This is a genomic window from Mumia sp. ZJ430, assembly GCF_011751845.1.
In the GTDB taxonomy this organism is placed as follows: domain Bacteria; phylum Actinomycetota; class Actinomycetes; order Propionibacteriales; family Nocardioidaceae; genus Mumia.
In genome coordinates this window covers 524,025-547,910 of record NZ_JAAHFK010000002.1, presented here as the reverse complement: position 1 = coordinate 547,910, position 23,886 = coordinate 524,025, and the positions used below count along the sequence as shown (strand labels likewise).

General features: G+C 70.3%; 20 protein-coding genes. 13 read left to right on the top strand and 7 right to left on the bottom strand.

The genetic code is table 11. The annotated features are described in order from the left end of the window. Nucleotide 1: 1 nt before the first annotated feature. On the bottom strand, nt 2-4,633 hold the full coding sequence (locus HCT63_RS09160; protein WP_167003402.1) for an ATP-dependent helicase: 4,632 nt from the start codon (nt 4,631-4,633) through the stop codon (nt 2-4). Between the two features lie 191 nt (nt 4,634-4,824). Here HCT63_RS09160 and HCT63_RS09155 point away from each other — a divergent pair, with 191 nt between their 5' ends. The 3 genes from HCT63_RS09155 to HCT63_RS09145 are packed head-to-tail and all read left to right on the top strand — an operon-like array spanning nt 4,825 to nt 7,378. After that, nucleotides 4,825-5,739, top strand: a complete 915-nt coding sequence (locus tag HCT63_RS09155) for an ABC transporter ATP-binding protein (RefSeq protein ID WP_167004875.1) — start codon at nt 4,825-4,827, stop codon at nt 5,737-5,739. Continuing rightward, nucleotides 5,736-6,566, top strand: a complete 831-nt coding sequence (locus HCT63_RS09150) for an ABC transporter permease (RefSeq protein ID WP_167003400.1) — start codon at nt 5,736-5,738, stop codon at nt 6,564-6,566. The genes HCT63_RS09155 and HCT63_RS09150 overlap by 4 nt, the downstream gene beginning before the upstream one ends. Then, nucleotides 6,566-7,378, top strand: a complete 813-nt coding sequence (locus HCT63_RS09145; RefSeq protein WP_167003398.1) for an ABC transporter permease — start codon at nt 6,566-6,568, stop codon at nt 7,376-7,378. Before HCT63_RS09150 ends, HCT63_RS09145 begins: the two co-directional genes overlap by 1 nt. A 12-nt stretch (nt 7,379-7,390) precedes the next feature. On the opposite strand, the gene HCT63_RS09140 is transcribed toward HCT63_RS09145, so the two are convergent. Continuing rightward, nucleotides 7,391-8,212 carry a TetR/AcrR family transcriptional regulator gene (locus HCT63_RS09140; protein ID WP_167003396.1) on the bottom strand — a complete coding sequence of 274 codons (822 nt, stop codon included), beginning with the start codon at nt 8,210-8,212 and terminating at the stop codon, nt 7,391-7,393. A gap of 90 nt (nt 8,213-8,302) precedes the next feature. On the opposite strand from HCT63_RS09140, the gene HCT63_RS09135 reads away from it, so the two are divergent. The 6 genes from HCT63_RS09135 (at nt 8,303) to HCT63_RS09110 (ending at nt 15,898) form a co-directional block, all read left to right on the top strand. Further along, the gene (locus HCT63_RS09135; protein ID WP_167003394.1) at nt 8,303-10,480 is read left to right on the top strand and encodes an MMPL family transporter; all 2,178 of its coding nucleotides are present in this window, start codon (nt 8,303-8,305) and stop codon (nt 10,478-10,480) included. Then, a complete protein-coding gene (locus HCT63_RS09130; protein WP_167003392.1) occupies nt 10,477-10,671 on the top strand; it encodes a DUF3046 domain-containing protein in 195 nt (64 codons plus the stop codon). The genes HCT63_RS09135 and HCT63_RS09130 overlap by 4 nt, the downstream gene beginning before the upstream one ends. 109 nt (nt 10,672-10,780) lie before the next feature. Further along, nucleotides 10,781-13,033 carry a catalase gene (locus tag HCT63_RS09125; protein WP_167003390.1) on the top strand — a complete coding sequence of 751 codons (2,253 nt, stop codon included), beginning with the start codon at nt 10,781-10,783 and terminating at the stop codon, nt 13,031-13,033. Between the two features lie 214 nt (nt 13,034-13,247). Further along, nucleotides 13,248-14,342: a recombinase RecA gene (gene recA, locus HCT63_RS09120; protein WP_167003388.1), complete on the top strand. Its 1,095-nt coding sequence runs from the start codon at nt 13,248-13,250 to the stop codon at nt 14,340-14,342. A 2-nt stretch (nt 14,343-14,344) separates the two neighbouring features. Next, entirely contained in the window at nt 14,345-14,932 is a 588-nt protein-coding gene (locus tag HCT63_RS09115; RefSeq protein ID WP_167003387.1) for a regulatory protein RecX, read from the top strand. A 27-nt stretch (nt 14,933-14,959) separates the two neighbouring features. Beyond that, on the top strand, nt 14,960-15,898 hold the full coding sequence (locus tag HCT63_RS09110) for a M28 family peptidase (protein WP_167003385.1): 939 nt from the start codon (nt 14,960-14,962) through the stop codon (nt 15,896-15,898). A gap of 30 nt (nt 15,899-15,928) precedes the next feature. Here the strand turns inward: HCT63_RS09110 and HCT63_RS09105 are convergent, their stop codons facing one another. Next, entirely contained in the window at nt 15,929-17,362 is a 1,434-nt protein-coding gene (locus HCT63_RS09105) for a CapA family protein (protein WP_208322350.1), read from the bottom strand. 35 nt (nt 17,363-17,397) lie between these two features. Here HCT63_RS09105 and HCT63_RS09095 point away from each other — a divergent pair, with 35 nt between their 5' ends. From HCT63_RS09095 to HCT63_RS09085, 3 genes are read left to right on the top strand one after another with little or no spacing between them, the layout of a single operon-like run. Further along, the gene (locus tag HCT63_RS09095; RefSeq protein ID WP_167003381.1) at nt 17,398-17,943 is read left to right on the top strand and encodes a GNAT family N-acetyltransferase; all 546 of its coding nucleotides are present in this window, start codon (nt 17,398-17,400) and stop codon (nt 17,941-17,943) included. Between the two features lie 22 nt (nt 17,944-17,965). Beyond that, nucleotides 17,966-18,430, top strand: coding sequence for a hotdog fold domain-containing protein (locus HCT63_RS09090; RefSeq protein ID WP_167003379.1), 465 nt, complete (start codon nt 17,966-17,968; stop codon nt 18,428-18,430). Nucleotides 18,431-18,464: 34 nt separating this feature from the next. Beyond that, on the top strand, nt 18,465-18,767 hold the full coding sequence (locus HCT63_RS09085) for a hypothetical protein (protein WP_167003378.1): 303 nt from the start codon (nt 18,465-18,467) through the stop codon (nt 18,765-18,767). An 18-nt stretch (nt 18,768-18,785) separates the two neighbouring features. Here the strand turns inward: HCT63_RS09085 and HCT63_RS09080 are convergent, their stop codons facing one another. The 4 genes from HCT63_RS09080 to HCT63_RS09065 all read right to left on the bottom strand — a co-directional run bounded on the left by HCT63_RS09080 (nt 18,786) and on the right by HCT63_RS09065 (nt 22,179). Continuing rightward, the gene (locus tag HCT63_RS09080) at nt 18,786-19,706 is read right to left on the bottom strand and encodes an amino acid ABC transporter permease (RefSeq protein ID WP_167003376.1); all 921 of its coding nucleotides are present in this window, start codon (nt 19,704-19,706) and stop codon (nt 18,786-18,788) included. Further along, nucleotides 19,703-20,350: an amino acid ABC transporter permease gene (locus HCT63_RS09075; RefSeq protein ID WP_167003374.1), complete on the bottom strand. Its 648-nt coding sequence runs from the start codon at nt 20,348-20,350 to the stop codon at nt 19,703-19,705. The genes HCT63_RS09080 and HCT63_RS09075 overlap by 4 nt, the downstream gene beginning before the upstream one ends. Before the next feature lie 79 nt (nt 20,351-20,429). Continuing rightward, the gene (locus tag HCT63_RS09070) at nt 20,430-21,332 is read right to left on the bottom strand and encodes a glutamate ABC transporter substrate-binding protein (protein ID WP_167003372.1); all 903 of its coding nucleotides are present in this window, start codon (nt 21,330-21,332) and stop codon (nt 20,430-20,432) included. 118 nt (nt 21,333-21,450) lie between these two features. Continuing rightward, nucleotides 21,451-22,179, bottom strand: coding sequence for an amino acid ABC transporter ATP-binding protein (locus HCT63_RS09065; RefSeq protein ID WP_167004872.1), 729 nt, complete (start codon nt 22,177-22,179; stop codon nt 21,451-21,453). 207 nt (nt 22,180-22,386) lie between these two features. Between HCT63_RS09065 and miaB the strand changes: the two genes are divergently transcribed. Beyond that, nucleotides 22,387-23,886: a tRNA (N6-isopentenyl adenosine(37)-C2)-methylthiotransferase MiaB gene (miaB, locus tag HCT63_RS09060; protein ID WP_167003370.1), complete on the top strand. Its 1,500-nt coding sequence runs from the start codon at nt 22,387-22,389 to the stop codon at nt 23,884-23,886.

Sequence of the window (23,886 nt, the reverse complement as noted above, 5' to 3'; positions counted from 1 at the left end):
GTCAGCCCCGGATCCGCAGGCCGCGGGGGGTCGCGTGGAACCCGGCGCGGGCGAGCGCGTCGCCGAGGGCCGTGCCGAGCACTGCCTCGCCATCGGCCTTCTCGACGGTCAGGCGGCCGAGGGCCCCGTCGCGTACGGCGGTCGCGAGCGCGTCGATCGCGGGCTCCAGCCGAGCAGCGCCCTCCGGATCGTCGAGGTCATCGAAGGTGAGCAGCGTCCGGCCTCCGCGCTCGACGTACAGCGACAGTGCTCCGTCGACGAGCACCACGAGTGCTCCGGCCTTGCGCCCGGGCCGGTGCCCGCCGCCGGTCTCGGGCCAACCGAGCGCGGCCCCGTACGGGTTGGCGGGGTCGGTCGCAGCGAGCGTCACGGCGCGGCGCTCGGCGTCCTGGCCGGGTTCGCGGGCGTACGAGCGCAGGCGGTCGACGGCGCCGGCGGTGGCGAACTGTGCCGCCCCGAGCCCTTCGACGAAGTAGCCGCGACGCGCGCGCCCGGCCTCTTCGAACCCGCTCAGCACCTTGTAGACCGCGGCGAACCCACCCGTCACGCGTTCGCTGACGGCGGTCCCGCGCGTGACGATCCCGTGGCGCTCGAGGAGCTGCTCGGCTGTCGCGTGGGCGCGGAGGGTCGGGTTGTCCTCGGGGCGGGGGATGAGCGCCCAGCGGCCGCCGGCGGTCGGCGGGCCCGTACGGGAGGGCATCGTCGGTCGCGCGAACGACGGTGAGCGGCGGCCGCGAATGCGTGGAGCGCTTCGGGCGGTGCGATGGGCCGTACGGCCGGCGCCGATCAGCGTGCGCAGCGGCGCGAGGGTGTCGTTGGTGAGGTAGCCGGCCCAGACGAGGTCCCAGAGCGCGTCCGCGAGCTCGGTGTCGTCGACGCGAGCCGGCTCGGTGCCGGAGCCCAATGCTCCCGCGGCGACCGCGTCGGCGAGCTGGCGGAAGAAGTAGGCCCCCCCGGTCTGGACGACCCCCAGCACGGCTTCCTGGAGCGCGCTGAGCTCGAGCTCGGACGGCGCGGCGAGCGTGAGCGGCGCGGTGTCCGCGAGGTGGAGCGAGATCCAACCGTCGTTGCCGGGCAGTGCGCCGACCCCGGACCAGACGACCTCGCCGGCCGTGGTGAGCTCGTCGAGCATCGCGGGGGAGTAGTCGAGCACGCGTGAGCGCAGGACCAGCGGCTCGAGCGCAGACGCGGGGACCGACGATCCGGCGAGCTGCTCGATTGCGGTCACGAGCCCGTCGACGCCGCGCAGACGCCCACCGACGTGCTGCCAGGCGGGCAGGAAGCGGCCCAGCGTCTCGGGAGAGACCGGCTCGACCTCCTTGCGCAGCGCCGCGAGCGAGCGCCGCCGCAGCCGCCGCAGGACCTCCGCGTCACACCACTCCGATCCGCCGGCGCCGGGCGTGAACTCGCCCTCGGTCACGCGCCCGTGGCCGGCGAGGCGGCGCAGCGTCTCGGACACGACGGCCACTCCGAGGCCGAACCGCGAGGCGACGTCGCTGGCGACGAACGGCCCGTGCGTACGGGCATAGCGCGCCACGAGGTCGCCCAGCGGGTCGTCGACGGGCTCGACGAAAGCATTCGGCACTCCCATCGGGACAGGCGTGCCGAGGGCGTCGCGCAGTCGCCCCGCATCCTCGACGGCGACCCACCACTGGGCGCCCTCGCCGACGCTGGACGGTGCCGCGACCCGGATCACGCGGCGCGCTTCGGCCAGCGACACCAGCCATGCCGATGCCTCGGACGGCTCGGTGCAGCGCTCAGCGACCTCCTCGGACGTCATCGGCCCGAGGACGCGGAGCAGGTCGGCGACCCCCTCGGCGCCACGGGCGCGCCGGTCCGGCACGAGCCGTTGGAGCTCGGCCTCGATCTGCGCGATCACCTCGGCGTCGAGCAGGTCGCGCAGCTCGGCACGGCCCAGCAGCTCCGACAGCAGCGATGAGTCGAGCGAGAGGGCCGCGGCACGACGCTCGGCCAGCGGGCTGTCGCCCTCGTACAGGAACGCGGCGACGTAGCCGAACATCAGCGACTTCGCGAACGGTGACGGCTCCTGCGTCGCGACGTCGACGAGGCGCAGCTGACGGCTTTCGAGGTCGCGCATCATCTGCACCAGCGACGGCACGTCGTACACGTCCTGCAGCACCTCGCGTACGGTCTCGAGCACGATCGGGAACGTCGGGTAGCGGCGCGCGACCTCGAGCAGCTGGGCGGCACGCTGGCGCTGCTGCCAGAGAGGGCTGCGGCGTCCGGGATCACGGCGGGGCAGCAGCAGCGCCCGCGCGGCGCACTCGCGGAACCGCGCGGCGAACAGTGCCGAGCCGCCGACCTCCTCGGTGACCAGGTCCTCGATCTCGTCCGGCGTGAACGCGAACAGCTCGCCGCCGGGCGGCTCGGCATCGGTCTCGGGAAGGCGTACGACGATGCCGTCGTCGCTGGCCATGCTCGCGGAGTCGAGGCCGTATCGTTCGCGCACGCGCGCCCCCACCGCGAGCGCCCACGGGGCGTGTACCGCAAGGCCGAGCGGGGAGTGCAGGACCAGACGCCAGTCGCCGAGCTCGTCGCGGAACCGCTCGACGACCAGCAGCGTGTCGTCGGGGACGCGTCCGGTCGCCTGCTTCTGCTCGTCGACGAGGGCGAACAGGTTGTCGATCGCGTATCGGTCGAGCCCCGCGGCCTCGCAGCGTGTCCGGGCCTGGTCGCGGGCGCCGGTCGCCATCGCGCGGGTGAATGCGCCGAGCGCGCGGCCGAGCTCGATGGGCCGCCCGGGGTTGTCGCCGCGCCAGAACGGGAGCCGCCCGGGCTGACCATACGCGGGGGAGACCAGAACTCGGTCGTGCGTGATGTCCTCGATGCGCCAGCTCGTGGCGCCGAGGGCGAACACGTCGCCGACGCGCGACTCGTACACCATCTCCTCGTCGAGCTCGCCGACGCGCGCACTGCCACGGGCGGTGGACTCGGCACCGACGAGGTAGACGCCGAACAGCCCGCGATCGGGGATCGTGCCGCCCGAGGTCACCGCGAGACGCTGGGCGCCGGGGCGGCCGGTGAGCGTGCCGGCGACGCGGTCCCACACGATGCGCGGGCGCAGCTCGGCGAACTCGTCCGACGGGTAGCGGCCGGCGAGCAGGTCGAGCGTGGCGTCGTACGCCGAGCGGGGGAGTGTCGCGTACGGGGCCGCACGGCGGACCGTCTCGTAGAGCTCGTCCACGTCGAGCACGTCGAGCGCGCACGCGGCCACGACCTGCTGGGCGAGGACGTCGAGCGGGTTGGTCGGGACGGACAGCTCCTCGATGGCTCCCGAGACCATCCGCTCGATCGTGACCGTGGCTTGGAGGAGGTCGCTGCGGTGCTTGGGGAAGACGACGCCGCGCGAGACCTCGCCGACCTGGTGGCCGGCACGTCCGACGCGCTGCAGGCCGCTCGCGACCGACGGCGGCGACTCGACCTGGACGACGAGGTCGACCGCGCCCATGTCGATGCCGAGCTCGAGGCTGGAGGTCGCGACCACGCACGGGAGACGGCCGGTCTTGAGATCGTCCTCGATGAGGGCGCGCTGCTCCTTGCTGACGGACCCGTGGTGGGCGGCTGCCAAGATCGGCGGCGCGACCGTGGGCGCCGGGCTGGCCGCCGTCACCGACGCACCAGCTTGGGCCATTGTCTGCGCGGGAGTACGCGGTGCCGGGTCGACGCCCTGCCTCGCGGCGTGGATCTCGTTGAGGCGGGCGGTCAGCCGCTCGGCGAGTCGGCGCGAGTTGGCGAAGACGATCGACGAGCGAGCCTGCTCGACGAGGTCGACGACCCGCTCCTCGACGTGGGGCCAGATCGAGGCCTGGTCGCGGGGATCGGGGTCGTCGCCGTCGTCTGTGCCCGTACGTGTGGGGAGCGCGGTCATGTCTTCGACGGGGACGACGACCGAGAGGTCCCAGCGCTTCTGCGACTCCGGCGCGACCACGCGCACCGGGGCGGCGCCGCCGAGGAAGCGCGCGACCTCGGTGTGCGGGCGTACGGTCGCCGACAGGCCGATGCGTTGCGCGGGTCGGTCGAGGAGCGCATCGAGGCGCTCGAGGCTGAGCGCGAGGTGGGCGCCGCGCTTGGTGCCGGCGACCGCGTGGACCTCGTCGACGATCACCGCCTGGACACCGCGCAGCGTCTCGCGGGCGGCGGAGGTGAGGACGAGGAACAGCGACTCCGGCGTCGTGATGAGGATGTCGGGAGGACGGGTCGAGAGCGTACGGCGTTCGGCGGGCGTCGTGTCTCCGGAGCGGACGCCGACCGTGACGTCGCGAGGCGCGGCCGACTCGCCGGTGGCCGCGAGGCGCTTGGCGGTCTGGGTGATGCCGACCAGGGGGGAGCGCAGGTTGCGTTCGACGTCGACGGCGAGGGCCTTGAGCGGCGAGACGTACAGGACGCGCGTGCGCTGCTTGGGTTCGTCGGACTCCGGGCCGGTGATGAGCTGGTCGAGCGCCCACAGGAACGCCGACAGCGTCTTGCCGGATCCGGTCGGCGCGACCACGAGGGCGTTGCTGCCCTGGGCGATCGCGTCCCACGCGCCGGCCTGTGCGGGGGTCGGGGCCGGGAACGCGCCGCGGAACCACGCCGCGGTCGCGGGCGAGAAGCGGTCGAGCACATCGGGCACCCGTCCATCCTGCCTCGCGGGGCTGACACGTTCAGGTGGCCCGCCCCGCGATTTGACGCGTTGCCCACCGAATGCGCCCCGCGAACGGTGGGCAAGGCGTCAAATCGTGGGGCGGACGGGGCGCCGGGCGCGCCGATATCGACAAGACAACTGTCAGCAGACATCCCTAAGGTCGAACGGTGACGGAGGCGATGATCGAGGCGCACGGGCTGCGCAAGGCGTACGGGGACCTCGAGGCGGTCAAGGGCATCGACGTGGTGGTCGGGCGCGGCGAGGCCTTCGGCTTCCTCGGCCCGAACGGTGCCGGCAAGTCCTCGACGATGCGGATGATCGCGGCGGTCTCGCCGACCAGCGGAGGCACGCTGCGCATCCTCGGACGCGACCCGGCGACGGACGGGTCCGAGATCCGCGCCCGGATCGGCGTCTGCCCGCAGGAGGACTCGCTCGACACCGACCTCACCGTCTACGAGAACCTCGTCGTCTACACGCGCTACTTCGGGTTCTCGCGGTCGTACGCCCGGGCCAAGGCCGACGAGCTGCTCGCGTTCGTCAAGCTCACCGACAAGCGCCACCAGATGGTCGACGACCTCTCCGGCGGCATGAAGCGGCGCCTCACGATCGCGCGCTCGCTCGTCAACAACCCCGAGATGCTGCTGCTCGACGAGCCGACGACCGGGCTCGACCCGCAGGCTCGCCACGTCGTCTGGGACCAGCTCTACCGGCTCAAGCAGACCGGCGTGACGCTGGTGCTCACGACGCACTACATGGATGAGGCCGAGCAGCTGTGCGACCGGCTCGTGGTCATGGACGACGGCCAGATCGTCGCCGAAGGCGCCCCGCACGAGCTGATCGCGCGCTACTCGACGCGCGAGGTCGTCGAACTGCGGATGGGCGTCGGCGAGAATGAGGCCGCCGCCCAGCAGGTCGCCGATCTCGGCGAGCGCGTAGAGGTGCTGCCCGACCGTGTGCTGATCTACACCGCCGACGGCGAGAAGGCCGCCGAGGCAGCCGTGGACCGAGGGCTGCAACCCCGTTCGACCCTCGTACGGCGCTCGACCCTGGAGGACGTCTTCCTCCGCCTGACAGGACGGGCGCTGGACGCATGAGCACTGCCCCGGCGATCTCGGAGGTGCTGCACGACCGACCGCGCGGCGACGGCGGTCGATGGGCCGCCGTACGCCGCCAGGTCCCGTACTACCTGACCGTGCTCCGCCGTACCTGGCGCGGCTCGATCTTCTCGTACGCGGTCCTGCCGGTGATCATGCTGGCGTCGTTCGGCCTGGGGCTCGGCAGCTTCGTCAATGACGACGCGGCGCTCGGCGGGGTCGACTACCTCGACTTCATCGCGCCGGGCATCCTCGCGACGTCCGCGCTGACGGCGGCGGCGGGGGAGGCGCTTTACCCGGTGTATGCGATGTTCACCTGGACCAAGATGGCGTACGCGATGTCGTCGACGCCGCTCGGTGCGGTCGACGTCGTCAACGGCGTGACGGCGTACGTGACGTTCCGCGTGGCCACGGCGACGGTCGCCCTGACGATCGTGCTCGGCCTCTTCGGCACGCTCGCGTCGGTCGGCGGCGCGTTGCTGCTCGTCCTGGCAGGCACGCTCGTCGGTGCGGCGCACGGGGCGGTCTTCATCGGGTACGCGGCCTGGACCGGCTCCGACAGCGCGCTGACGCTGATGTTCCGGCTCGGCGTGATCCCGATGACGATGTTCTCCGGCGCGTTCTTTCCGATCGACCAGCTGCCGGAGGTCGTTCAGGTGATCGCTCACGTCCTCCCTGCGTGGCACGGCGTGGAGCTCGCGCGGATGTGCAGCACCGACACGCTGACGCCGATGGCTCTCGTGCACGTCGCGTACCTCGTGGTCGTCGGTCTCGCCGGCTGGTGGTGGGCGCGACGGGCGTTCGGACGACGTCTAGGGAGCCAGTGATGAGCACGACGACGGTGCCGACCGAGGCGCAACGCCGCGAGGCGCAGCGGCGGACCGGTTCGGGCCGGTTGGTCGGCCGCAACATCCTGGTCTACCGACGGGCGCCGCTGGTGTTCGCGTCGGGGTTCCTGGAGCCGCTGATCTATCTGCTGTCCATCGGGGTCGGCGTCGCGGCGCTGGTCGGGGACGTGACCCTCGACAACGGCCAGGAGGTCCCCTACACGGTCTTCGTCGCGCCGGCGATGCTCGCGACGCAGGCGATGAACGGGGCGCTGTTCGACGCGACGTTCGGGGTCTTCTTCCGACTCAAGTACGAGCACCTGTACGACGCCGTGCTCGCGACGCCGATGCGGCCGGTGGACGTCGCGGTGGGTGAGGTGACCTGGGCGACGCTTCGCGGGGCCGGCTACTCCGCGGCGTTCGTCGTGATCATGGCGGTGATGGGGCTGACCGAGTCGTGGTGGGCCCTGCTGGCCCTGCCGGCAGCGCTGCTGGTCGCGTTCGCGTTCGCCGCCTGCGGCATGGCGCTGTCCACGTACATGCGCTCGTGGCAGGACTTCGAGCTGATCCAGGTGGCGGTGATGCCGATGTTCTTGCTGTCGGCGACGTTCTACCCGCTGTCGGCGTATCCGGGGTGGCTTCAGCAGGTGGTTCAGGTGACGCCGCTCTACCAGGCGGTGGACCTCATCCGTTCGCTCACGACCGGGCACGTAACGCCGGGGTTATGGCTGCCGGTCGTGTACTTCCTCGTCTTCGGCGCGCTCGGGCTGCGTGTCGCCTCGCAGCGGGTGGGCACGCTGATCCTGCGCTGAGCCGCCTGGGGCTCAGGGTGCGGGCTCGGCTTCGAGCACGTCGCTGACGACACGCTGGAGGTCGGTACGCCGCGCCTGCAGGCCGAGGATCTCGGCGCAGTCGTTCATCATGTCGCGGTAGAGCGCGCCGGTGGCGACGACCTCCTTGTCGATGTGCCCGAACACCTCCAACGCCGTCGTCCCGTACAGGCGAGACCACGCGCGGACGAAGGCCCACGTCGCTTCGGTGGGGACGTCGGTATTGAGCTTCGACGTCAGCGACGTCGTGAAGCTCTCCTCGGCGGGAGCGGGGACCGGGCCGGTCGCCGGATAGCCCTGGCGCTCCCAGATCTCGACGACGAGCCGCCCGAAGAAGTTGCCGAAGCGATGCGCCGCCGCCGTGCACTCCGCTCCGACCACCGTGGCGCCGGACGGCGGCTCGACGGGGCCTCCGAGCAGGTCCGCGCCGAGGTCGACGGACTTGGCGCCGCTCGTGATCGGATTCGCGAAGGTCAGCCCGAACTCCTGAGGGTTCTGCAGCGACCACTGCCGGAACGCGGTAGAGCCGGCGACGACCTGGGCCGCCGGGTCGCCCTCGTACGGGGCGGCGGTCGCCTCGAGCGTGGCGAGCAGGTCGTCGTACACCTGCGCGGCGACGCGCAACGTGAGGTCCTCGAGGCTGCTCACGTAGCGGTAGAGCGCCGGCGCGGTCATCCCCATCGTCTGCGCCACCGCGCGCAACGAGATCTCGTGCGTCTCGACGAGGAGCGCGCGTGCTGTGCGCACGATCTCGTCGAGGGTCGCCTGGCGCTGCTGGTCGCGGCGTGTGGGCCGACCCCTTGACATCGCGTCCATCCGCTCAGCATAGTGAACAGTGTTAGCGGTGAACGCTGTTAACAGTAGTGAACGCCATTCACTGTGTGGTGAAGATGACGGGGGATTCCGATGGAACGGTGGGGACGCTTCGTCGCACGACGAGCGGGATGGGTGCTCGGCCTGGGACTGCTGGTGGTCGTGGCCGCGGGGGCGTACGGCACAGGGGTGTTCGGCGCTCTCAGCGACGGTGGGTTCGACGATCCCGGCAGCGAGTCGTACCGCGCCTCCGAGCTGATCGACGAGACCGTCGGGCGCCACGGTGCCGACGTCGTCGCGGTCTACGAGAGCAAGGACATGACGGTCGACGCGGCACCGTTCCGCGAGGCGGTCGCCGACGTCGTTGCGGGGCTGCCCGCCGAGGCCGTCGAAGAGGTCGTCGCGTACGGCCCGCCGGGGACCGAGTCGCTGGTCTCGCGCGACCGGCACGCGACGAGTGTCCTGATCACCCTGACCGGCGAGGACCAGGACGCGCTGCTCGAGGCGTACGACGAGGTCCGGCCCGCGCTCGACGGCGCCGCTGTCGACGACGGGACGCTCGACCTCGCGGTCGCGGGTCAGTGGGCGGTCTTCGACGACGTCAACACGATCGTCTCCGAAGACATCGCCCGCGCCGAGATGCTGTCGATGCCGCTCGTGCTCGTGCTCAGCCTGATCGTCTTCGGGTCGGTCGTGGCCGCACTCATGCCGGTCGGCATCGGGGCCGTCGCGGTGCTCGGTGCCCTCGCAGTCGTGCGGCTGCTGACCACCGTCACCGACGTGTCGGTCTTCGCGATCAACATCATCACGCTGCTCGGACTGGGGCTCGCGATCGACTACGCGCTGTTCGTGGTGAGCCGGTTCCGCGACGAGCTGGCCGTACGCGACTCCTCCGACCGCGCGCAGGTGCATGACGCCGTCGGCGCGACGATGCGTACCGCTGGCCGTACGGTCCTCTTCTCCGGACTGACCGTCGCCACGGCGATGTCCGCGCTGCTGGTCTTCCCGCAGACGTTCCTGCGCTCGATGGCGTACGGCGGGGTGGCCGCCGTGGTCGTCGCGATGGCCGCGGCGTTGACGCTGCTCCCGGCGACGCTCGCGCTGCTCGGCAGGCGCATCGAGGCCGGCGCGATGCCGTGGCGACGTCGGGCGCGGCGTCCGTCCCAGGGCTGGGCGCGCTTCGCCCGCACGGTCATGCGCAGGCCGATCGTGAGCCTCGCGCTGGTCACCGCCTTCCTCTTGCTGCTCGCGAGCCCGTTCCTGTCGGCGTCGTGGGGGAGCGTCGATCACCGGGCGCTGCCGGCGGACGCACCGTCGCGGATCGCCACGGAGAGGCTCGAGGACGGCTTCGGCGGACCGACGAGCGACGCGCAGGTGTTCCTCGCCACCGACGACCGGGCCGACGTGGCGTCGTACGTCACCGACCTACGCACCGTGGACGGCGTGGCAGACGCACGTACGGTCGCCGCCGCCGACGGCGGCACACTCGTCGACGTCACGTGGTCTGGCACCTCGCAGAGCCAGTCGTCCCAGGACCTCGTACGAGATCTGCGTGCGGTCGACGCGCCCGCGGACGCGTACGTGGGTGGCACGACGGCGCAGACGGTCGACATGCTCGACGAGATCGGTGACCGGCTCCCGCTGATGATCGGGCTGATCGTGGCGGCGATGCTGGTGCTGCTGTTCGTCGCGTTCGGATCGGTGGTGCTCCCGATCAAGGCTGTCTTGGTCAACATCGTGTCGATCACGGCGGCGTTCGGGGTGGTGACGTGGATCTTCGCCGACGGCAACCTTGAGGGACTGCTCGGCTACACGTCGTCGGGCTACCTCGACGGGACGCAGCCGATCTTGATGTTCGCGATCCTGTTCGGGTTGTCGATGGACTACGAGGTGTTCCTGCTGTCGCGGATCCGCGAGCAGTGGGACGTCACCGGTGACAACGAGGTCGCGGTCGCGACGGGCGTCCAGAAGACCGGTCGGATCATCACCAGCGCGGCGCTGCTGCTCGCGGTCGTGATCGGCGCGTTCGCGACGTCGGGGATCGTGTTCATGAAGATGATCGGCGTCGGGATGCTCGTGGCGCTGCTGATCGACGCCACGCTCGTCCGGCTCGTCATGGTGCCCGCGACGATGAAGCTCCTCGGCCGCGCGAACTGGTGGGCGCCGGGCCCGCTGCGCCGGTGGTGGGAGCGGTACGGCCTGCGCGAGGGCGGCGCGGCGCCGGCGGCCGGCGGGGTCGGCAAGGAGCGCACCCGCATACTGGCCGAGTGAGGCACAGCGAGCTCTGGGAGCGCATGGAAAAGCACCTCGGTGGCGGGTACGCCCCGGTGTGGGCCGACCACCAGGTGCTGGCCGAGCTCGGCGGGCGGACCGTCACCGAGGCGCTCGACGCCGGGGTCGCCCCCAAGACGGTCTGGCGTGCCGTCTGGGCGGCGTTGCAGCTGCCGCCGGCCGAGCGCTGACGTCGCCTCGAGATCGGAGATCGCCGGCGGTCGGTGGTGTGCAGGGACCCCGCGCGGGTACCGGCCCCTCGTACGACCGGTAAGCCGTTCCGATCAACGAGGAGAGACGATGGATCTCAAACAGCTGGCCAAAGAGACCTTCGATCGGGTCGTCCACGGCCTCACCGGAGATGCAGAGCGTGCGATCCCGGGCGCTCCGGGTGTGGCGCCGCCGAGTCTCGCCGAGCCGACGGAACCGCGTGAGCCGCTGCCGCCGAAGCCCGACCAGTCCGCGCCCGCGACCCGTACCGCCACCGGCGTGGAGACTGGTGCGCCGCTGACCGCCCGGGCGCAGCAGGAGACCTTCCTGACGACGTCGGCAGGGGTTCGCCTACGCGACACCGACCACTCCCTCAAGGCAGGTGAGCGGGGCCCGACACTGCTTCAGGACCACCACCTGCGCGAGAAGATCACCCACTTCGACCACGAGCGCATCCCCGAGCGGGTGGTGCACGCCCGAGGCGCCGGGGCGCACGGCGTGTTCGTGGGCTACGGCACCGCCGACGCCGTCTGCAGGGCGACGTTCCTGCGCGAAGGCGTGGAGACGCCGACGTTCGTGCGCTTCTCGACCGTGCTGGGCTCCCGCGGCTCGGCGGACACGGTCCGCGACACGCGCGGCTTCGCGACGAAGTTCTACACCGACGAGGGCAACTTCGACCTCGTCGGCAACAACATCCCGGTGTTCTTCATCCAGGACGGCATCAAGTTCCCCGACGTCATCCACGCCGGCAAGCCCCACCCGGACCGGGAGATCCCGCAGGCGCAGAGCGCCCACGACACCTTCTGGGACTTCGTCTCGCTGCACACCGAGGCGCAGCACCACACGATGTGGAACATGTCCGACCGCGGCATCCCGCGCTCCTACCGGATGATGGAGGGGTTCGGCGTTCACACCTTCCGCGTGGAGAACGCCGCTGGGGAGACCTCGCTGGTGAAGTTCCACTGGAAGCCGCGGCTCGGCGTGCACTCGCTGACCTGGGAAGAGGCCCAGATCGCCGCCGGCGTCGACCCGGACTTCCACCGGCGTGACCTGTACGACGCGATCGAGGCGGGTGCCTTCCCCGCATGGGAGTTGGGCCTGCAGGTCTTCCCGGACAACCCAGAGCAGATGTTCGACGGCATCGACCTTCTCGACCCGACGAAGATCGTGCCCGAGGAGCTGGCTCCCGTGCAGCCGGTGGGCCTGATGGTGCTCACTGCGAACCCGACGAACTTCTTCGCCGAGACCGAGCAGGTGGCCTTCCACGTCGGGCACCTGGTCCCCGGGATCGACGCGACGGATGATCCGCTGGTGCAGGCGCGCCTGTTCTCGTACGTCGACACGCAGCTGACGCGGCTCGGGGGGCCGAACTTCAACCAGCTCCCCGTGAACCGGCCGCACACCGAGGTCAACGACATGCTCCGCGACGGCTTCCACCAGCACGCCGTGCACGCGGGGGTGGCGCCGTACCGGCCCAACTCGCTCGATGGTGGCTGTCCGTTCCATGCCGGCGCCGACGTCGAAGGGGCCTTCGAGCATCTCGCGGTGCGCGTGGCCGAAGGCACGAAGGTACGGGCACAGCCTGCCTCGTACGACGACCACTTCAGCCAGGTGCGGCTCTTCTGGAAGAGCATGACGCCGGTGGAGCAGGAGCACATCATCCGCGCCTACACGTTCGAGCTGGGCAAGTGCTACGAGCAGACGATCAAGGAACGTCAGCTGGAGTGCCTGGCGAACATCGACCCGGTGCTCTGCGCCGAGGTCGCCACGGGTCTGGGCCTGCCTGCACCGTCGCCGACGATCGAGCTGGCCGAGCCCGTGCCGAGCCCCGCGCTCTCGCAGGTGGGCGAGACGTGGCCGTCGGACGGACGTATCGTCGGCATCGTTGTCGACCCGGACGGTGACCTGTCCGGCGTCGACGCGATCAGCACGACGATCTTCGAGGCCGGCATGATGCCGCTCGTGATCGCTCCGCACGGCGGGACGGTCGGCGACGGGATCACCGTGCAGCGGACCTTCGCGACGGCGCGGTCGGTGGAGTTCGACGCCGTTCTCCTCGCCGGCGCGCCGGTTCCGGCGCCGGACGCGCTGCCGCTGCGCGACGAGAAGGCGGGTGCGGCCGGGACGACCACGATCGACCCGCGCGTGGTGCTGCTGGTAGAGGAGTGCTTCCGACAGGCCAAGGCCATCGGGGCGTGGGGCGCCGGCGCGGCCGTGCTGGACGCCCTGGGAGCCGACGGCCTCGGCATCGTCCGAGGCGAGAACGGGGCTGAGGTGCTCGCCGGTGTCCAGGAGGCCATGGCGCTGCACCGGGCGTGGGACCGCTTCGCGCCCGCAGTCTGAGCGCTCAGCCGCCCCCTGGGGATCGACGCGACTACCGACACGCGACACGCGCGTGTCGGTAGTCGCATCGAACAGGTGTTCGGACTAGAGTCGTCCCACAGGTCGACGCAGAGACCCGGCATCCACAGGCGCCCGTACGAGCCGTACGAGTGTCAGTGCCGGTCTCTAACGTCGTAGATGACCGGCGGACACGAATGTTGAAGGGACCACGCTGATGGCTGCTGACCCCGGCAAGGGCGCACCGAAGGACCGCGACAAGGCACTCGACGCGGCGATGGCGCAGATCGAGCGCTCGCACGGCAAGGGATCGGTGATGCGCCTCGGTGAGCGTGGCAAGATCCCGATCGAGGTCATCCCCACCGGGGCGATCTCGCTCGACATCGCCCTCGGCATCGGCGGGCTCCCGCGCGGCCGCATCGTCGAGATCTACGGGCCGGAGTCCTCCGGCAAGACGACGGTCGCGCTCCACGCCGTGGCCAACGCGCAGCGCGCCGGCGGCATCGCGGCGTTCATCGACGCCGAGCACGCGCTCGACCCCGACTATGCCAAGGCTCTGGGCGTCGACACCGACGCGCTGCTGATCTCCCAGCCTGACTCCGGTGAGCAGGCGCTCGAGATCGCCGACATGCTGATCCGCTCCGGGGCGCTCGACATCATCGTCATCGACTCGGTGGCCGCACTCGTGCCGCGCGCCGAGATCGAGGGCGAGATGGGTGACAGCCATGTCGGTCTGCAGGCCCGCCTCATGAGCCAGGCGCTGCGCAAGCTCACCGGTGCGATCCACGGCGCCGGCACGACCGCGATCTTTATCAACCAGCTCCGCGAGAAGATCGGCGTGATGTTCGGCTCGCCCGAGACGACGACGGGCGGCAAGGCGCTCAAGTTCTACGCCTCCGTCCGCCTCGACGTCCGACGCATCGAGACGCTCAAGGACGGCACCGACATGGTCGGCAACCGCACGCGCTGCAAGGTCGTCAAGAACAAGATGGCCCCGCCGTTCAAGCAGGCCGAGTTCGACATCATGTACGGCCAGGGCATCAGCCGCGAGGGCAGTCTCCTCGATGTCGGTGTCGAGGCGGGCTTCGTCCGCAAGGCCGGCGCTTGGTACACCTACGAGGGCGATCAACTCGGCCAGGGCAAGGAGAACGCGCGCAACTTCCTGCGCGACAACCCCGACCTCGCCAACGAGCTCGAGAAGAAGATCATGGAGCACCTCGGCATCGGTGCCGTCGTGGACGAGCCGGCCGATGTCGTCGCTGATGCCAAGGGCGGCAAGAAGGCCGGCAAGGTCGTCGAGGTCGACTTCTGAGCATGGCCCGCAGGCAGGGTGCGGGGTCTCGTCGCCGACGAGGCCCCGGCCGCGACGTCGAGCCGGAGGTCGATCGTGATCTCGGGCCGGAGCCGGACCACGAGGCGATCGCCCGCAAGATCCTGCTCGACCGCCTCGCCGAGCGACCGCGCTCACGCTCCGAGCTTGCGACCCAGCTCGGGCGGCGCAACGTCCCGGACGAGATCGCGGAGCGGATGCTCGACCGGTTCGAGGCGGTCGGGCTTGTCGACGACGAGGAGTTCGCGCAGCTGTGGGTGCGGTCGCGCCAGCAGATACGTGGGCTCTCCGGGCGCGCGCTCGCGCTCGAGCTGCGCCGCAAGGGCGTCGACGACGAGATCGTGCGCGACACCATCGACGCGATCGATCCCGCCTCCGAGGAGGAGGTCGCGCGGGCGCTGGTCCGCAAAAAGCTCCGCTCGCTCCGCAACGTCGACGAGCAGGTGAAGGTCCGCCGGCTGGTCGGTGTCCTCGGACGCAAGGGATATGGTCCCGGACTGGCTTACCGCATCGTCCGCGAGGAGATCGGCGCTGAGGTCGACCCGTTCGACGCCGGCGACTGGGACGACTGAGGCGCTGCGTGGTGCCACCATGGGGCCATGCACAGCGTCGTCGCAGGTGCGGCGCTCCTGCTGCTGAGCGCGTGCAGCGGGGGCGTGGACGACGGCGCTCGGACGACCTCCGAACCGCCGCCCCCGTCCGTCGAGACCTCGCCACCTCCGTCGGTCGAGCCCGTCGAGACCTCGCCGACGGTCGACGTCGCCTCGATGCGGACCGCGATCCGCCACCTCGCCGTACGGATCGGGCCGCGCCTCGCGACCTCTCCCGCCTTCCACGAGGCCGCCGACTGGTTCCGTGCTGAGCTGAGCGGCCTCGGCTACACCATCACCGACGAGTCCTTCCGCGTGCCGGCAGGCGACTCGTGGGGCGTACCGGTCGAGGCGGGACGTTCGCTCAACGTCATCGCGGACCCGCCCGGCTTCGAGCCGTCCCGGCCGCACTTGGTCGTCGGCGCGCACCTCGACACCGTCGCGGTCTCGCCAGGCGCTGAGGACAACGCGTCGGGCGTCGCCGTCGTCCGCGAGCTTGCACGCCTCGCCATGGAGAACGGGACCCGCCTCCCGGTGCGGTTTGTCGCGTTCGGAGCGGAGGAGCCGCGCGGACCTGGCGATGCCCTCCACCACTTCGGGTCGCAGCACCGCGTTGTGCAGATGTCGGCGGCCGAGCGCCGCGCCACAAGGGCGATGGTGTCGCTCGACCGCGTGGGAGTGCGCGGACGATCCGTCCCGGTGTGCGACGGCGGCACGAGCACCGGCCGCGTCGTGCGCGCGCTGGTCGACGCCGCAGGCGGCATCCCGACGACCACGTGCGAAGACCGTGCGAGCGACCACTGGTCGTACGAGAAGGCTGACGTCCCCGCTGCACGGCTCGGGAGCATCCCGTACGCCGGCTACCACTCCGAGGGCGACCGGCCGAACGCCGTTGACGACCTGCAGCTGCGCCGCGTCGCCTCGATCACCTGGCGCTGGCTCCGCTGAGCTCCCGCGGACTCGACCGGCGGAGGGCAGTCAGGGGAGTGCGTAAGGACCGCGGCTGGTCTCCCACGCGGTGGCGAGGATGCGCTCTGCCCGACCTCCTCGTACGGGACGCGGGGTGAAGTCGTCGCCGATCACGTACGGGACGAGCTGGGCGCCCTTGACGACGCCGTCCCACAGCACGAGCTCGAGGACGGCCCCCTCACGCGTGCGCTGCTGGAGGTCCATGTCGAACACGAAGTTGCCGAGCGAGTGTGCGACAAGCGTGTCACCGACCTGCTCGAGCCCTTGCAGCCAGTGTGGATGGCCGCCGACGACCACGTCCGCGCCGGCCTGCGCGAGCACGCGAGCGACGCGGCGCTGGGATGGCTCGGGCACGTTCGTGTACTGCGTGCCCCAGTGCGTCAACACGATGACGATGTCGACCTTGCGGGCAAGCGCCCTTACCTGCCGTGCGAGGCGCGCGAGGCGTTCCTCGTCCATCGGCCCGGTACGAGGCGGCATGTCGAGCCGGCTTGTCCCCGCAGACGACCCCGTCGCGGCGGGGCTCTCGCCGATCGAGTCGACCGCGAGGAAACCCACCGACGTGTCGCCACGCTCGACGACCAGCGGACGCTCGGCCTCCGCGCGGTTCCTGCCCGCACCGACGTACGGGAGGCCACCCTCGCGGAGCAGCCGGAACGTGTCGCGCATCGCCGCCGCGCCGAAGTCGCCGACGTGGTTGTTGGCGAGCCCGATCACGTCGAACCCGGCCGCCCGCAACGCGCCCCGCACGTTCGGGTCCGCGCCGAACGAGTCACCGCCCTGCGTCGGTGAGCCGCGCTGCGACAGCGTGGACTCGAGGTTGCCCACGGTGATGTCGGCGGCCGCGAGCCGCTTCAGGAACGGGCGGAACACCGTCGTCGGGCCGCCGGCCTCGCGCAGATGAGCCCCGACCCTGCGACCGAGCATGAGGTCGCCGGTGATCGCGAGCGTCACGATGTCCGGATCGGGCGGAGCGACCTCGCTGCGCAAAGGGTAGGCGGCAGGGTCGCGCAGCGGGTCGACACTGCCCACCCGGACGGGGCGGACGGTCTCGTCGACCGCCGACACAGGCACGTAGCCGATGAGGTTCGGGTCGCGCCTCACTCGCGCAACGACGGCGGCGGCATCGCCGAGACGCTGAGCGGCTGGGACGTCGGAGCGGTCGGTGAGCAGGCGCAGGCCGGACAGGGAGCCCGAGCCGAGAAGCCGTACAGCGCCGTCGGCGGACAGCACACGCAAGGGGGAGTGGTGGTGGGTGACGAGGATGCGGGGGGTCTCGGGGGTCTCGACAGGCTCGACCGGCGGGGTGGGCTCGACCGGCGGGGTCTCGACACGCTCGACCGGCGGGGTGGGCTCGACCGGCGGGGTCTCGACAGGCTCGACCGGCGAGGGCGTGCAGCCGGCGAGCACGAGGCCGGCGACGAGGAGCGCGGTGCGTCCCATGGTCCCGAGGGTAGACGCGCCACTAATCTCGGACCATGCCCTCGATCGTCTTCCGTCCGATGGACGAGAGCGACCTCGGCCTGCTGGTCGGCTGGCGGCACGAGCCGCACGTGCTCGCGTGGTTCCGCGACCCGCCGGCTGATGTCCCCGACGCGCGGAAGTGGTACGGCGCGCGCTTGAGTGGCGACGATCCGACCCGGATGTGGGTGGTCGAGGTCGACGGTGCGCCGGTCGGTTCCTTGCAGGACTACCCGGTCGCCGCCGACGACGACCTGGCCGTACGGGTGCAGCTGCCGGGGTCCGTTGGGTTCGACTACCTGATCGGAGATCCGCGCGAGGTTGGGCGCGGGCTCGGGACGCAGGTGCTCGCGGCGTACCTGCGTGACGTCGTGCTCCCCGGCCACCGTGATGCACGGTGGTTCGTCGCCTGCCCGGATGCGCGCAATGCAGCGTCCTTGCGGGTGCTCGACAAGCTCGGATTCGCGCAGCGGCAGTGGATCCAGATGCCGGGGGAGGAGTACGCCCAGATCGTGTGCCGTGCTTCGAGGGATCACGTCGCTGGACCAGTTACCGATGAGTAACAAACCTGCTAGTGTCCCGACCATGAACCAGACGCTCGCCCTCTACACGCGCATCTCGTCCCTCCCGCTGGGCGACCGGCTGTTCGGTCTCGCCTTCTCGCTGAAGGCGCCCTACTTCCGTACGGTCCGCCCGCGGGTGCGCGAGATGCGTGCCCACCGCGCCGAGCTCGTCGTGCCGAAGCGCTGGGGCGTCCAGAACCACATCGGCACCGTCCACGCCATCGCCGTGTGCAACGGGCTCGAGGCCGCGATGGGGCTGCTCGCAGAGGCGACCGTGCCCGAGGGCTACCGGTGGCTTCCGAAGGGGATGGACGTCTCGTACCTCGCGAAGTCGACCAGCGACCTCGTCTGCGTCGCCGAGACCACCGACGCCGACTGGGCGAACGCGCCCGAGGTCGACGTGACCGTCTACGCCACCCGCGACGACGGCACGCGCGTCGTCGAGGGCGTTATCCACCTCTGGGTCACACCGAAGCCGTCGAAGTGAACCCGCGCTCGGCCGCGGGTGCGACACTGTGCCCGTGACCAGCGAGACCAACGCCTTCAGCACCCTGTCCGTACGCCGCGTCGACGGCAGCCGTGAGCTGCACCCATACGCCAGGGTCCTCGGCCTGCGCGGCGGCTACCTGTTCCTGGAGGAGGGGGTGCTCACCGATCGCTCGGGCAACGGCATCCGCACCGCCGCGGTGCACGCGATCCCGCTCGCCGAGATCGCCGCCGTCGACGTGGAGACCCACGCCGACGGCGACGAGAACAGCGAGACCACCATCGGGCTCGAGTCGGCAGGCATGCTCAACTTCGACGGCAGCGTATACGTGCGCTGAGCGGGTCTCGACTGGCACTCAGCCGGTCGTGCCGCCGACGCCGGAGCCGCCCATCGTCGCGGTCTGACGCGCAGCCTCGACCTGGGCCTGCGCCAACCGTTCCTGCTCGCCGAGTACGCCCACCGCGCTGACGTCGAGCCTGCGGCCGCCGGTGTAGCGGCGCTCGACCCAGCGCCCGAGCCAGTCGAGCAGCAGGTTGATGACCAGGTAGATCACCAGCAGCACCAGCGCGGTCGCGAGGTAGTTGCCGAACTGGCGCCAGATCTGCCGCCCGACCGTGGTCAGGCCCGGGGCGAGGATGACGAAGCCGAGCGAGGTGTCCTTGAGGGCGACGATGCACTGGCTGATGATCGACGGCAGCATGATCTTGACGGCCTGCGGCATGAGGATGGACCCCATCACCTGGTACTTGCGCATGCCCAGCGCGTACGCGGCCTCCGCCTGCCCCTTGGGGACGGCGTTGATGCCGGCGCGGAACACCTCGGCGAGCACGGAGCCGTTGTAGAGCACCAGCCCGATTACGAGCGCTTGGAACGAGCGGTCGAGCTGGAGTGAGTAGAGCGACCAGAGGAAGACGATGAGGATCAGCAGCGGCACGGCGCGGAAGAACTCGACGATGAGCCAGCACGGCCAGCGGACGAAGCGGTGCTCCGACAGCTTCCCGATCCCGAAGATGACGCCGAAGATCAGGGCACCGATGATGGCGAAGACGGCCGCTCTCAACGTGTCGAGCAGCCCACCCCAGAGGATCTCGAGGAAGGCCGGGGTGACGAAGGGCTCCCAGACCCCCTCGTACTCGAGCTGACCGTTGTCGGCGAGCGTGTTGACGACCACGTAGCCGAGCACGATGAGGCCGATGACGGTGAGGGCGCCGATGATGCGGTACAGGCGCCGCGCGCGGGGGCCCGGGGTGTCGTAAAGGACGGTGCTCTGGCTCATCGCTCTGCCCTCCAGCGTCGCTCGAGCAGGGCGGCCCCGAGAGAGATCGCCTCGACGATGATGATGTAGCCAAGGGCGATCCCGATGAAGATCGTCCAGCGGTCGGCGGCGTAGTCGTTGATGAGGCCCTTCATCCGGAACGCCGCCTCGGCGATGCCGAACGACATCGCGAGCGAGGTGTTCTTGGTGAGGGCGATGAAGACGCTGGCCAGCGGCGGGACCACGTTGCGGAACGCCTGCGGGAGGACCACCTGCGTCATCGACTGGCCGAACGTGAAGCCCAGGGAGCGCGACGCCTCGGCCTGCCCGAGGGGGATGCCGTTGATGCCGGACCGTAGCGACTCAGCGACGAACGCGGCCGTGTAGAGACCCATCGCGAGGACGATCTTCCAGTAGAAGCTCGGGTTGATCCCGAGCTGCGGAAGGCCGTAATAGGTGATCAGCAGCAGCACCAGGAGCGGGCTGTTGCGGAAGATCGCCACGTAGACCGCGCCCGTACGGCGCAGCACCGGTACGGGGCTGACGCGGAACATCGCGATGACGGTGCCGACGACGAGCGCGAGCGCGCCCGCGCCGACGAGCAGCTGCAGCGTTTTGAGGAAGCCTTCGAGAATGATGTCCCAGTTCTCGGTCAAAGCGTCCACGTGTCACCTCCTCACGAGGTCGAGGGTTGGACAGGACTGGTGACGGGGCCGGCCGGAGCCGACCCCGTCACCGTCGAGATCACGGGCAGGGATCGAGAGTCGGGGTCTCCGGCAGGTCGATGCCACCCTTGCCCAGGGTGTCGTCGAACGCTGCCTCCCACTCGCCGTCCTCGAACGCGCCCTCGAGCGTCGTGTTGATGAAGTCGCACATGCCGGCCTGGTCCTTGTTGTAGCCGATGCCGTAGCGCTCCTCCGAGAAGGGCTCACCGACGACCTTGAGGGCGTCGGGATCCTCAGCGGCGTAGCCGGCGAGGATCGCACCATCGGTGGTCACGGCGTCGACCGAGCCGGTCTTGAGCTGCTCGACACACTCCGAGTACGTGTCGAAGCCGGCCGGCGTCGCGCCGTACTCCTCCTCGACCGTCTTGATCGAGGTCGAGCCGGTGACCGAGCAGACCTTCTTGCCGGACAGGTCGTCCGGGCCGTTGATCGAGTCGTCATCGGCCGCGACGAGCAGCTGCTGGCCGGTCACGTAGTACGGGCCTGCCTGGCCGACGACCTGGCGACGCTCGTCGGTGATCGAGTACGAGGCGATGACGAAGTCGACCGTGCTGTTCTGGAGGAACGGCTCACGGTTGTCCGAGATCGTCTCGACCCACTCGATCTTGTCGGCGGGGATGCCGAGCTGGGCGGCGAGGATCTTGCCCATGTTGGGGTCGAACCCGACCGGCGTGTCCGACGTGGCCGACTTGAAGCCGATGCCCGGCTGGTCGTACTTCACGCCGATCTTCACGGTGCCGGCGTCCGCGAGCTCCGCCATGCGGGTGCCGTCGTCGAACGTCACGTCCTCGGCGACCTCGGGGGTGAACCCGCCGTTGCCGCCGTCACTGCTGTCGCCGTCGTCGCCGGCATCGCCGCACCCGGCGAGCGTGAGCGCTGCTGCGGCGGCGATCACCGCGATCTTGGTCCTACGGATCTTCATGACTTCTCCCTTGCTAGCGGCGCCCGTGCGGCACCCGTCGTACGTTTCCTGAACTGGTCGTAGCGGTGTCGGACTGGTCATGCATCGGAGTCGAGCACAGGCCCCGAGGCCCGCCGGCTCAGTGCTTGAGGATCTTCGCGAGGAAGTCCTTGGCACGGTCGGTCTTCGGGTTGTCGAAGAACTCCTGCGGAGTCTCCTCCTCGAGGATCTGCCCGTCGGCCATGAAGACGACGCGGTCGGCGGCCGTACGAGCGAAGCCCATCTCGTGGGTGACGACGATCATCGTCATGCCACCCTTGGCCAGCGCGACCATCGTGTCGAGGACTTCCTTGATCATCTCCGGATCAAGGGCGGAGGTGGGCTCGTCGAAGAGCATGACCTTCGGGTCCATGGCCAGGGCGCGGGCGATCGCGACGCGCTGCTGCTGCCCACCTGAGAGCTGGGCAGGGTACTTGTTGGCCTGCGACTCGACGCCGACCCGCGTCAGGAGCTCCATCGCGCGCTTCTCGGCGTCGGCCTTCGACTTCTTGCGAACCTTGACCGGCCCGAGCATCACGTTCTCGAGGACCGTCTTGTGTGCGAAGAGGTTGAACGACTGGAACACCATGCCGACGTCGGCGCGCAGCTGGGCGAGCATGCGGCCCTCCGCAGGCAGCTCGGAGCCGTCGATCGCGATCGTTCCCTCGTCGATCGGCTCGAGGCGGTTGATCGCGCGGCACAGCGTCGACTTGCCCGAACCGGACGGGCCGATCACCACCACGACCTCGCCAGGAGTCACGTGAAGGTTGATGTCCTTGAGGACGTGGAGGTCTCCGAACCACTTCTGGACGTCGTCCATGGCGACCATGTAGGTGTCCGTGGCGGTAGTGGATCCGCTGGATGATGGCACGCCAGCGGCCGAGTCGTACGAGTCATCCGACATGTGAGAAAGGTACGGTGAGCGCTGCGATGCGGCCAACTCGTCGTCCCTCAGGCCTCTCGGTTGTTGTCAGAACGTGACCCCTTGCCAGGAGAGTGTCGGGAGCCACGGCGGGCCCCGTACCCTGGGAGGGCTATGCCTAAGACGTATGAGGTGCGCACCTACGGGTGCCAGATGAACGTGCACGACTCCGAGCGCCTGTCGGGCCTGCTCGAGGACGCCGGCTATGTCGCCGCACCGCCCGTCGGCGGGGCCGAGAAGCCCGCCGACGTCGTCGTGTTCAACACGTGCGCGGTCCGTGAGAACGCCGACAACCGCCTGTACGGCACGCTCGGCCACATCGCCAGCATCAAGCGCGAGAACCCGGGCATGCAGATCGCCGTCGGCGGCTGCCTCGCCCAGAAGGACCGCGACACCATCACGAAGCGCGCCCCGTACGTGGACGTGGTCTTCGGCACCCACAACATCGGCTCCCTGCCGGCGCTGCTCGACCGCGCGCGGGTCCAGGAGGAGAGCCAGGTCGAGATCCTCGAGTCGCTCGAGGTGTTTCCGTCGACGCTGCCGACCAAGCGCGAGTCGGTGTTCGCCGCGTGGGTCTCGATCAGCGTCGGGTGCAACAACACGTGCACCTTCTGCATCGTCCCGAGCCTGCGCGGCAAAGAGAAGGACCGTCGGCCGGGCGAGATCCTCGCCGAGATCGAGGCGCTCGTCGCCGAGGGCGTCGTCGAGGTCACGCTGCTCGGCCAGAACGTCAACTCGTACGGGGTGGAGTTCGGCGACCGGTTCGCGTTCGGCAAGCTGCTGCGCGCATGCGGCGAGATCGAGGGCCTGCAGCGGGTCCGCTTCACCTCCCCGCACCCCGCCGCGTTCACCGACGACGTCATCGAGGCGATGGCCGAGACGCCGAACGTCATGCCCCAGCTGCACATGCCGCTGCAGTCCGGGTCCGACCGTGTGCTGAAGGCGATGCGCCGGTCGTACCGCAAGGACCGCTTCCTCGGCATCATCGAGCGCGTGCGCGCCGCGATGCCCGACGCCGCGATCACCACCGACATCATCGTCGGCTTCCCGGGGGAGACCGAGGAGGACTTCCTCGAGACGCTGGACGTCGTCCGTCAGGCGCGGTTCAGCTCCGCGTACACGTTCCAGTACTCACCGCGCCCCGGCACGCCAGCCGCGACCATGGACGCGCAGCTGCCCAAGGCTGTCGTGCAGGAGCGGTACGACCGGCTGGTCGCGCTCGTCAACGAGATCGCGTGGGACGAGAACAAGGCGCTCGTCGGGACGACCGTCGAGCTGCTCGTCGCCGACACGAGCGCGGGCAAGGGCGGCAAGAAGGACGAGGCCACCCACCGTCTCACCGGACGCTCGCGCGACAACCGGCTCGTGCACTTCTCGAGGCCGGACAGTGTCGAGGTGCGGCCGGGTGACGTCGTGGAGGTCGTCCTCACGAAGGCGGCGCCCCACCACCTGATGGCTGATGGGACGCCGGTCGCGGTGCGCCGGACGCGTGCGGGCGACGCGTGGGAGGCCCGCAACACCGCACCCGTCGCGGTGGGTGTCGGGCTCGGCATGCCGAGCATCGGCGCGCCGGCTCCGCTGCCTGTCAGCGACGGGCCGGCCTGCGCCTGCTGA

Coding starts and splice junctions, on each gene's coding strand:
- HCT63_RS09155 (WP_167004875.1), top strand. CDS start 4,825: ATGATCGAGGCGCACGGGCTGCGCAAGGCGTACGGGGACCTCGAGGCG.
- HCT63_RS09150 (WP_167003400.1), top strand. CDS start 5,736: ATGAGCACTGCCCCGGCGATCTCGGAGGTGCTGCACGACCGACCGCGC.
- HCT63_RS09145 (WP_167003398.1), top strand. CDS start 6,566: ATGAGCACGACGACGGTGCCGACCGAGGCGCAACGCCGCGAGGCGCAG.
- HCT63_RS09140 (WP_167003396.1), bottom strand. CDS start 8,212: ATGGACGCGATGTCAAGGGGTCGGCCCACACGCCGCGACCAGCAGCGC.
- HCT63_RS09135 (WP_167003394.1), top strand. CDS start 8,303: ATGGAACGGTGGGGACGCTTCGTCGCACGACGAGCGGGATGGGTGCTC.
- HCT63_RS09125 (WP_167003390.1), top strand. CDS start 10,781: ATGGATCTCAAACAGCTGGCCAAAGAGACCTTCGATCGGGTCGTCCAC.
- recA (WP_167003388.1), top strand. CDS start 13,248: ATGGCTGCTGACCCCGGCAAGGGCGCACCGAAGGACCGCGACAAGGCA.
- HCT63_RS09115 (WP_167003387.1), top strand. CDS start 14,345: ATGGCCCGCAGGCAGGGTGCGGGGTCTCGTCGCCGACGAGGCCCCGGC.
- HCT63_RS09110 (WP_167003385.1), top strand. CDS start 14,960: ATGCACAGCGTCGTCGCAGGTGCGGCGCTCCTGCTGCTGAGCGCGTGC.
- HCT63_RS09105 (WP_208322350.1), bottom strand. CDS start 17,362: ATGGGACGCACCGCGCTCCTCGTCGCCGGCCTCGTGCTCGCCGGCTGC.
- HCT63_RS09095 (WP_167003381.1), top strand. CDS start 17,398: ATGCCCTCGATCGTCTTCCGTCCGATGGACGAGAGCGACCTCGGCCTG.
- HCT63_RS09090 (WP_167003379.1), top strand. CDS start 17,966: ATGAACCAGACGCTCGCCCTCTACACGCGCATCTCGTCCCTCCCGCTG.
- HCT63_RS09080 (WP_167003376.1), bottom strand. CDS start 19,706: ATGAGCCAGAGCACCGTCCTTTACGACACCCCGGGCCCCCGCGCGCGG.
- HCT63_RS09070 (WP_167003372.1), bottom strand. CDS start 21,332: ATGAAGATCCGTAGGACCAAGATCGCGGTGATCGCCGCCGCAGCAGCG.
- HCT63_RS09065 (WP_167004872.1), bottom strand. CDS start 22,179: ATGGTCGCCATGGACGACGTCCAGAAGTGGTTCGGAGACCTCCACGTC.
- miaB (WP_167003370.1), top strand. CDS start 22,387: ATGCCTAAGACGTATGAGGTGCGCACCTACGGGTGCCAGATGAACGTG.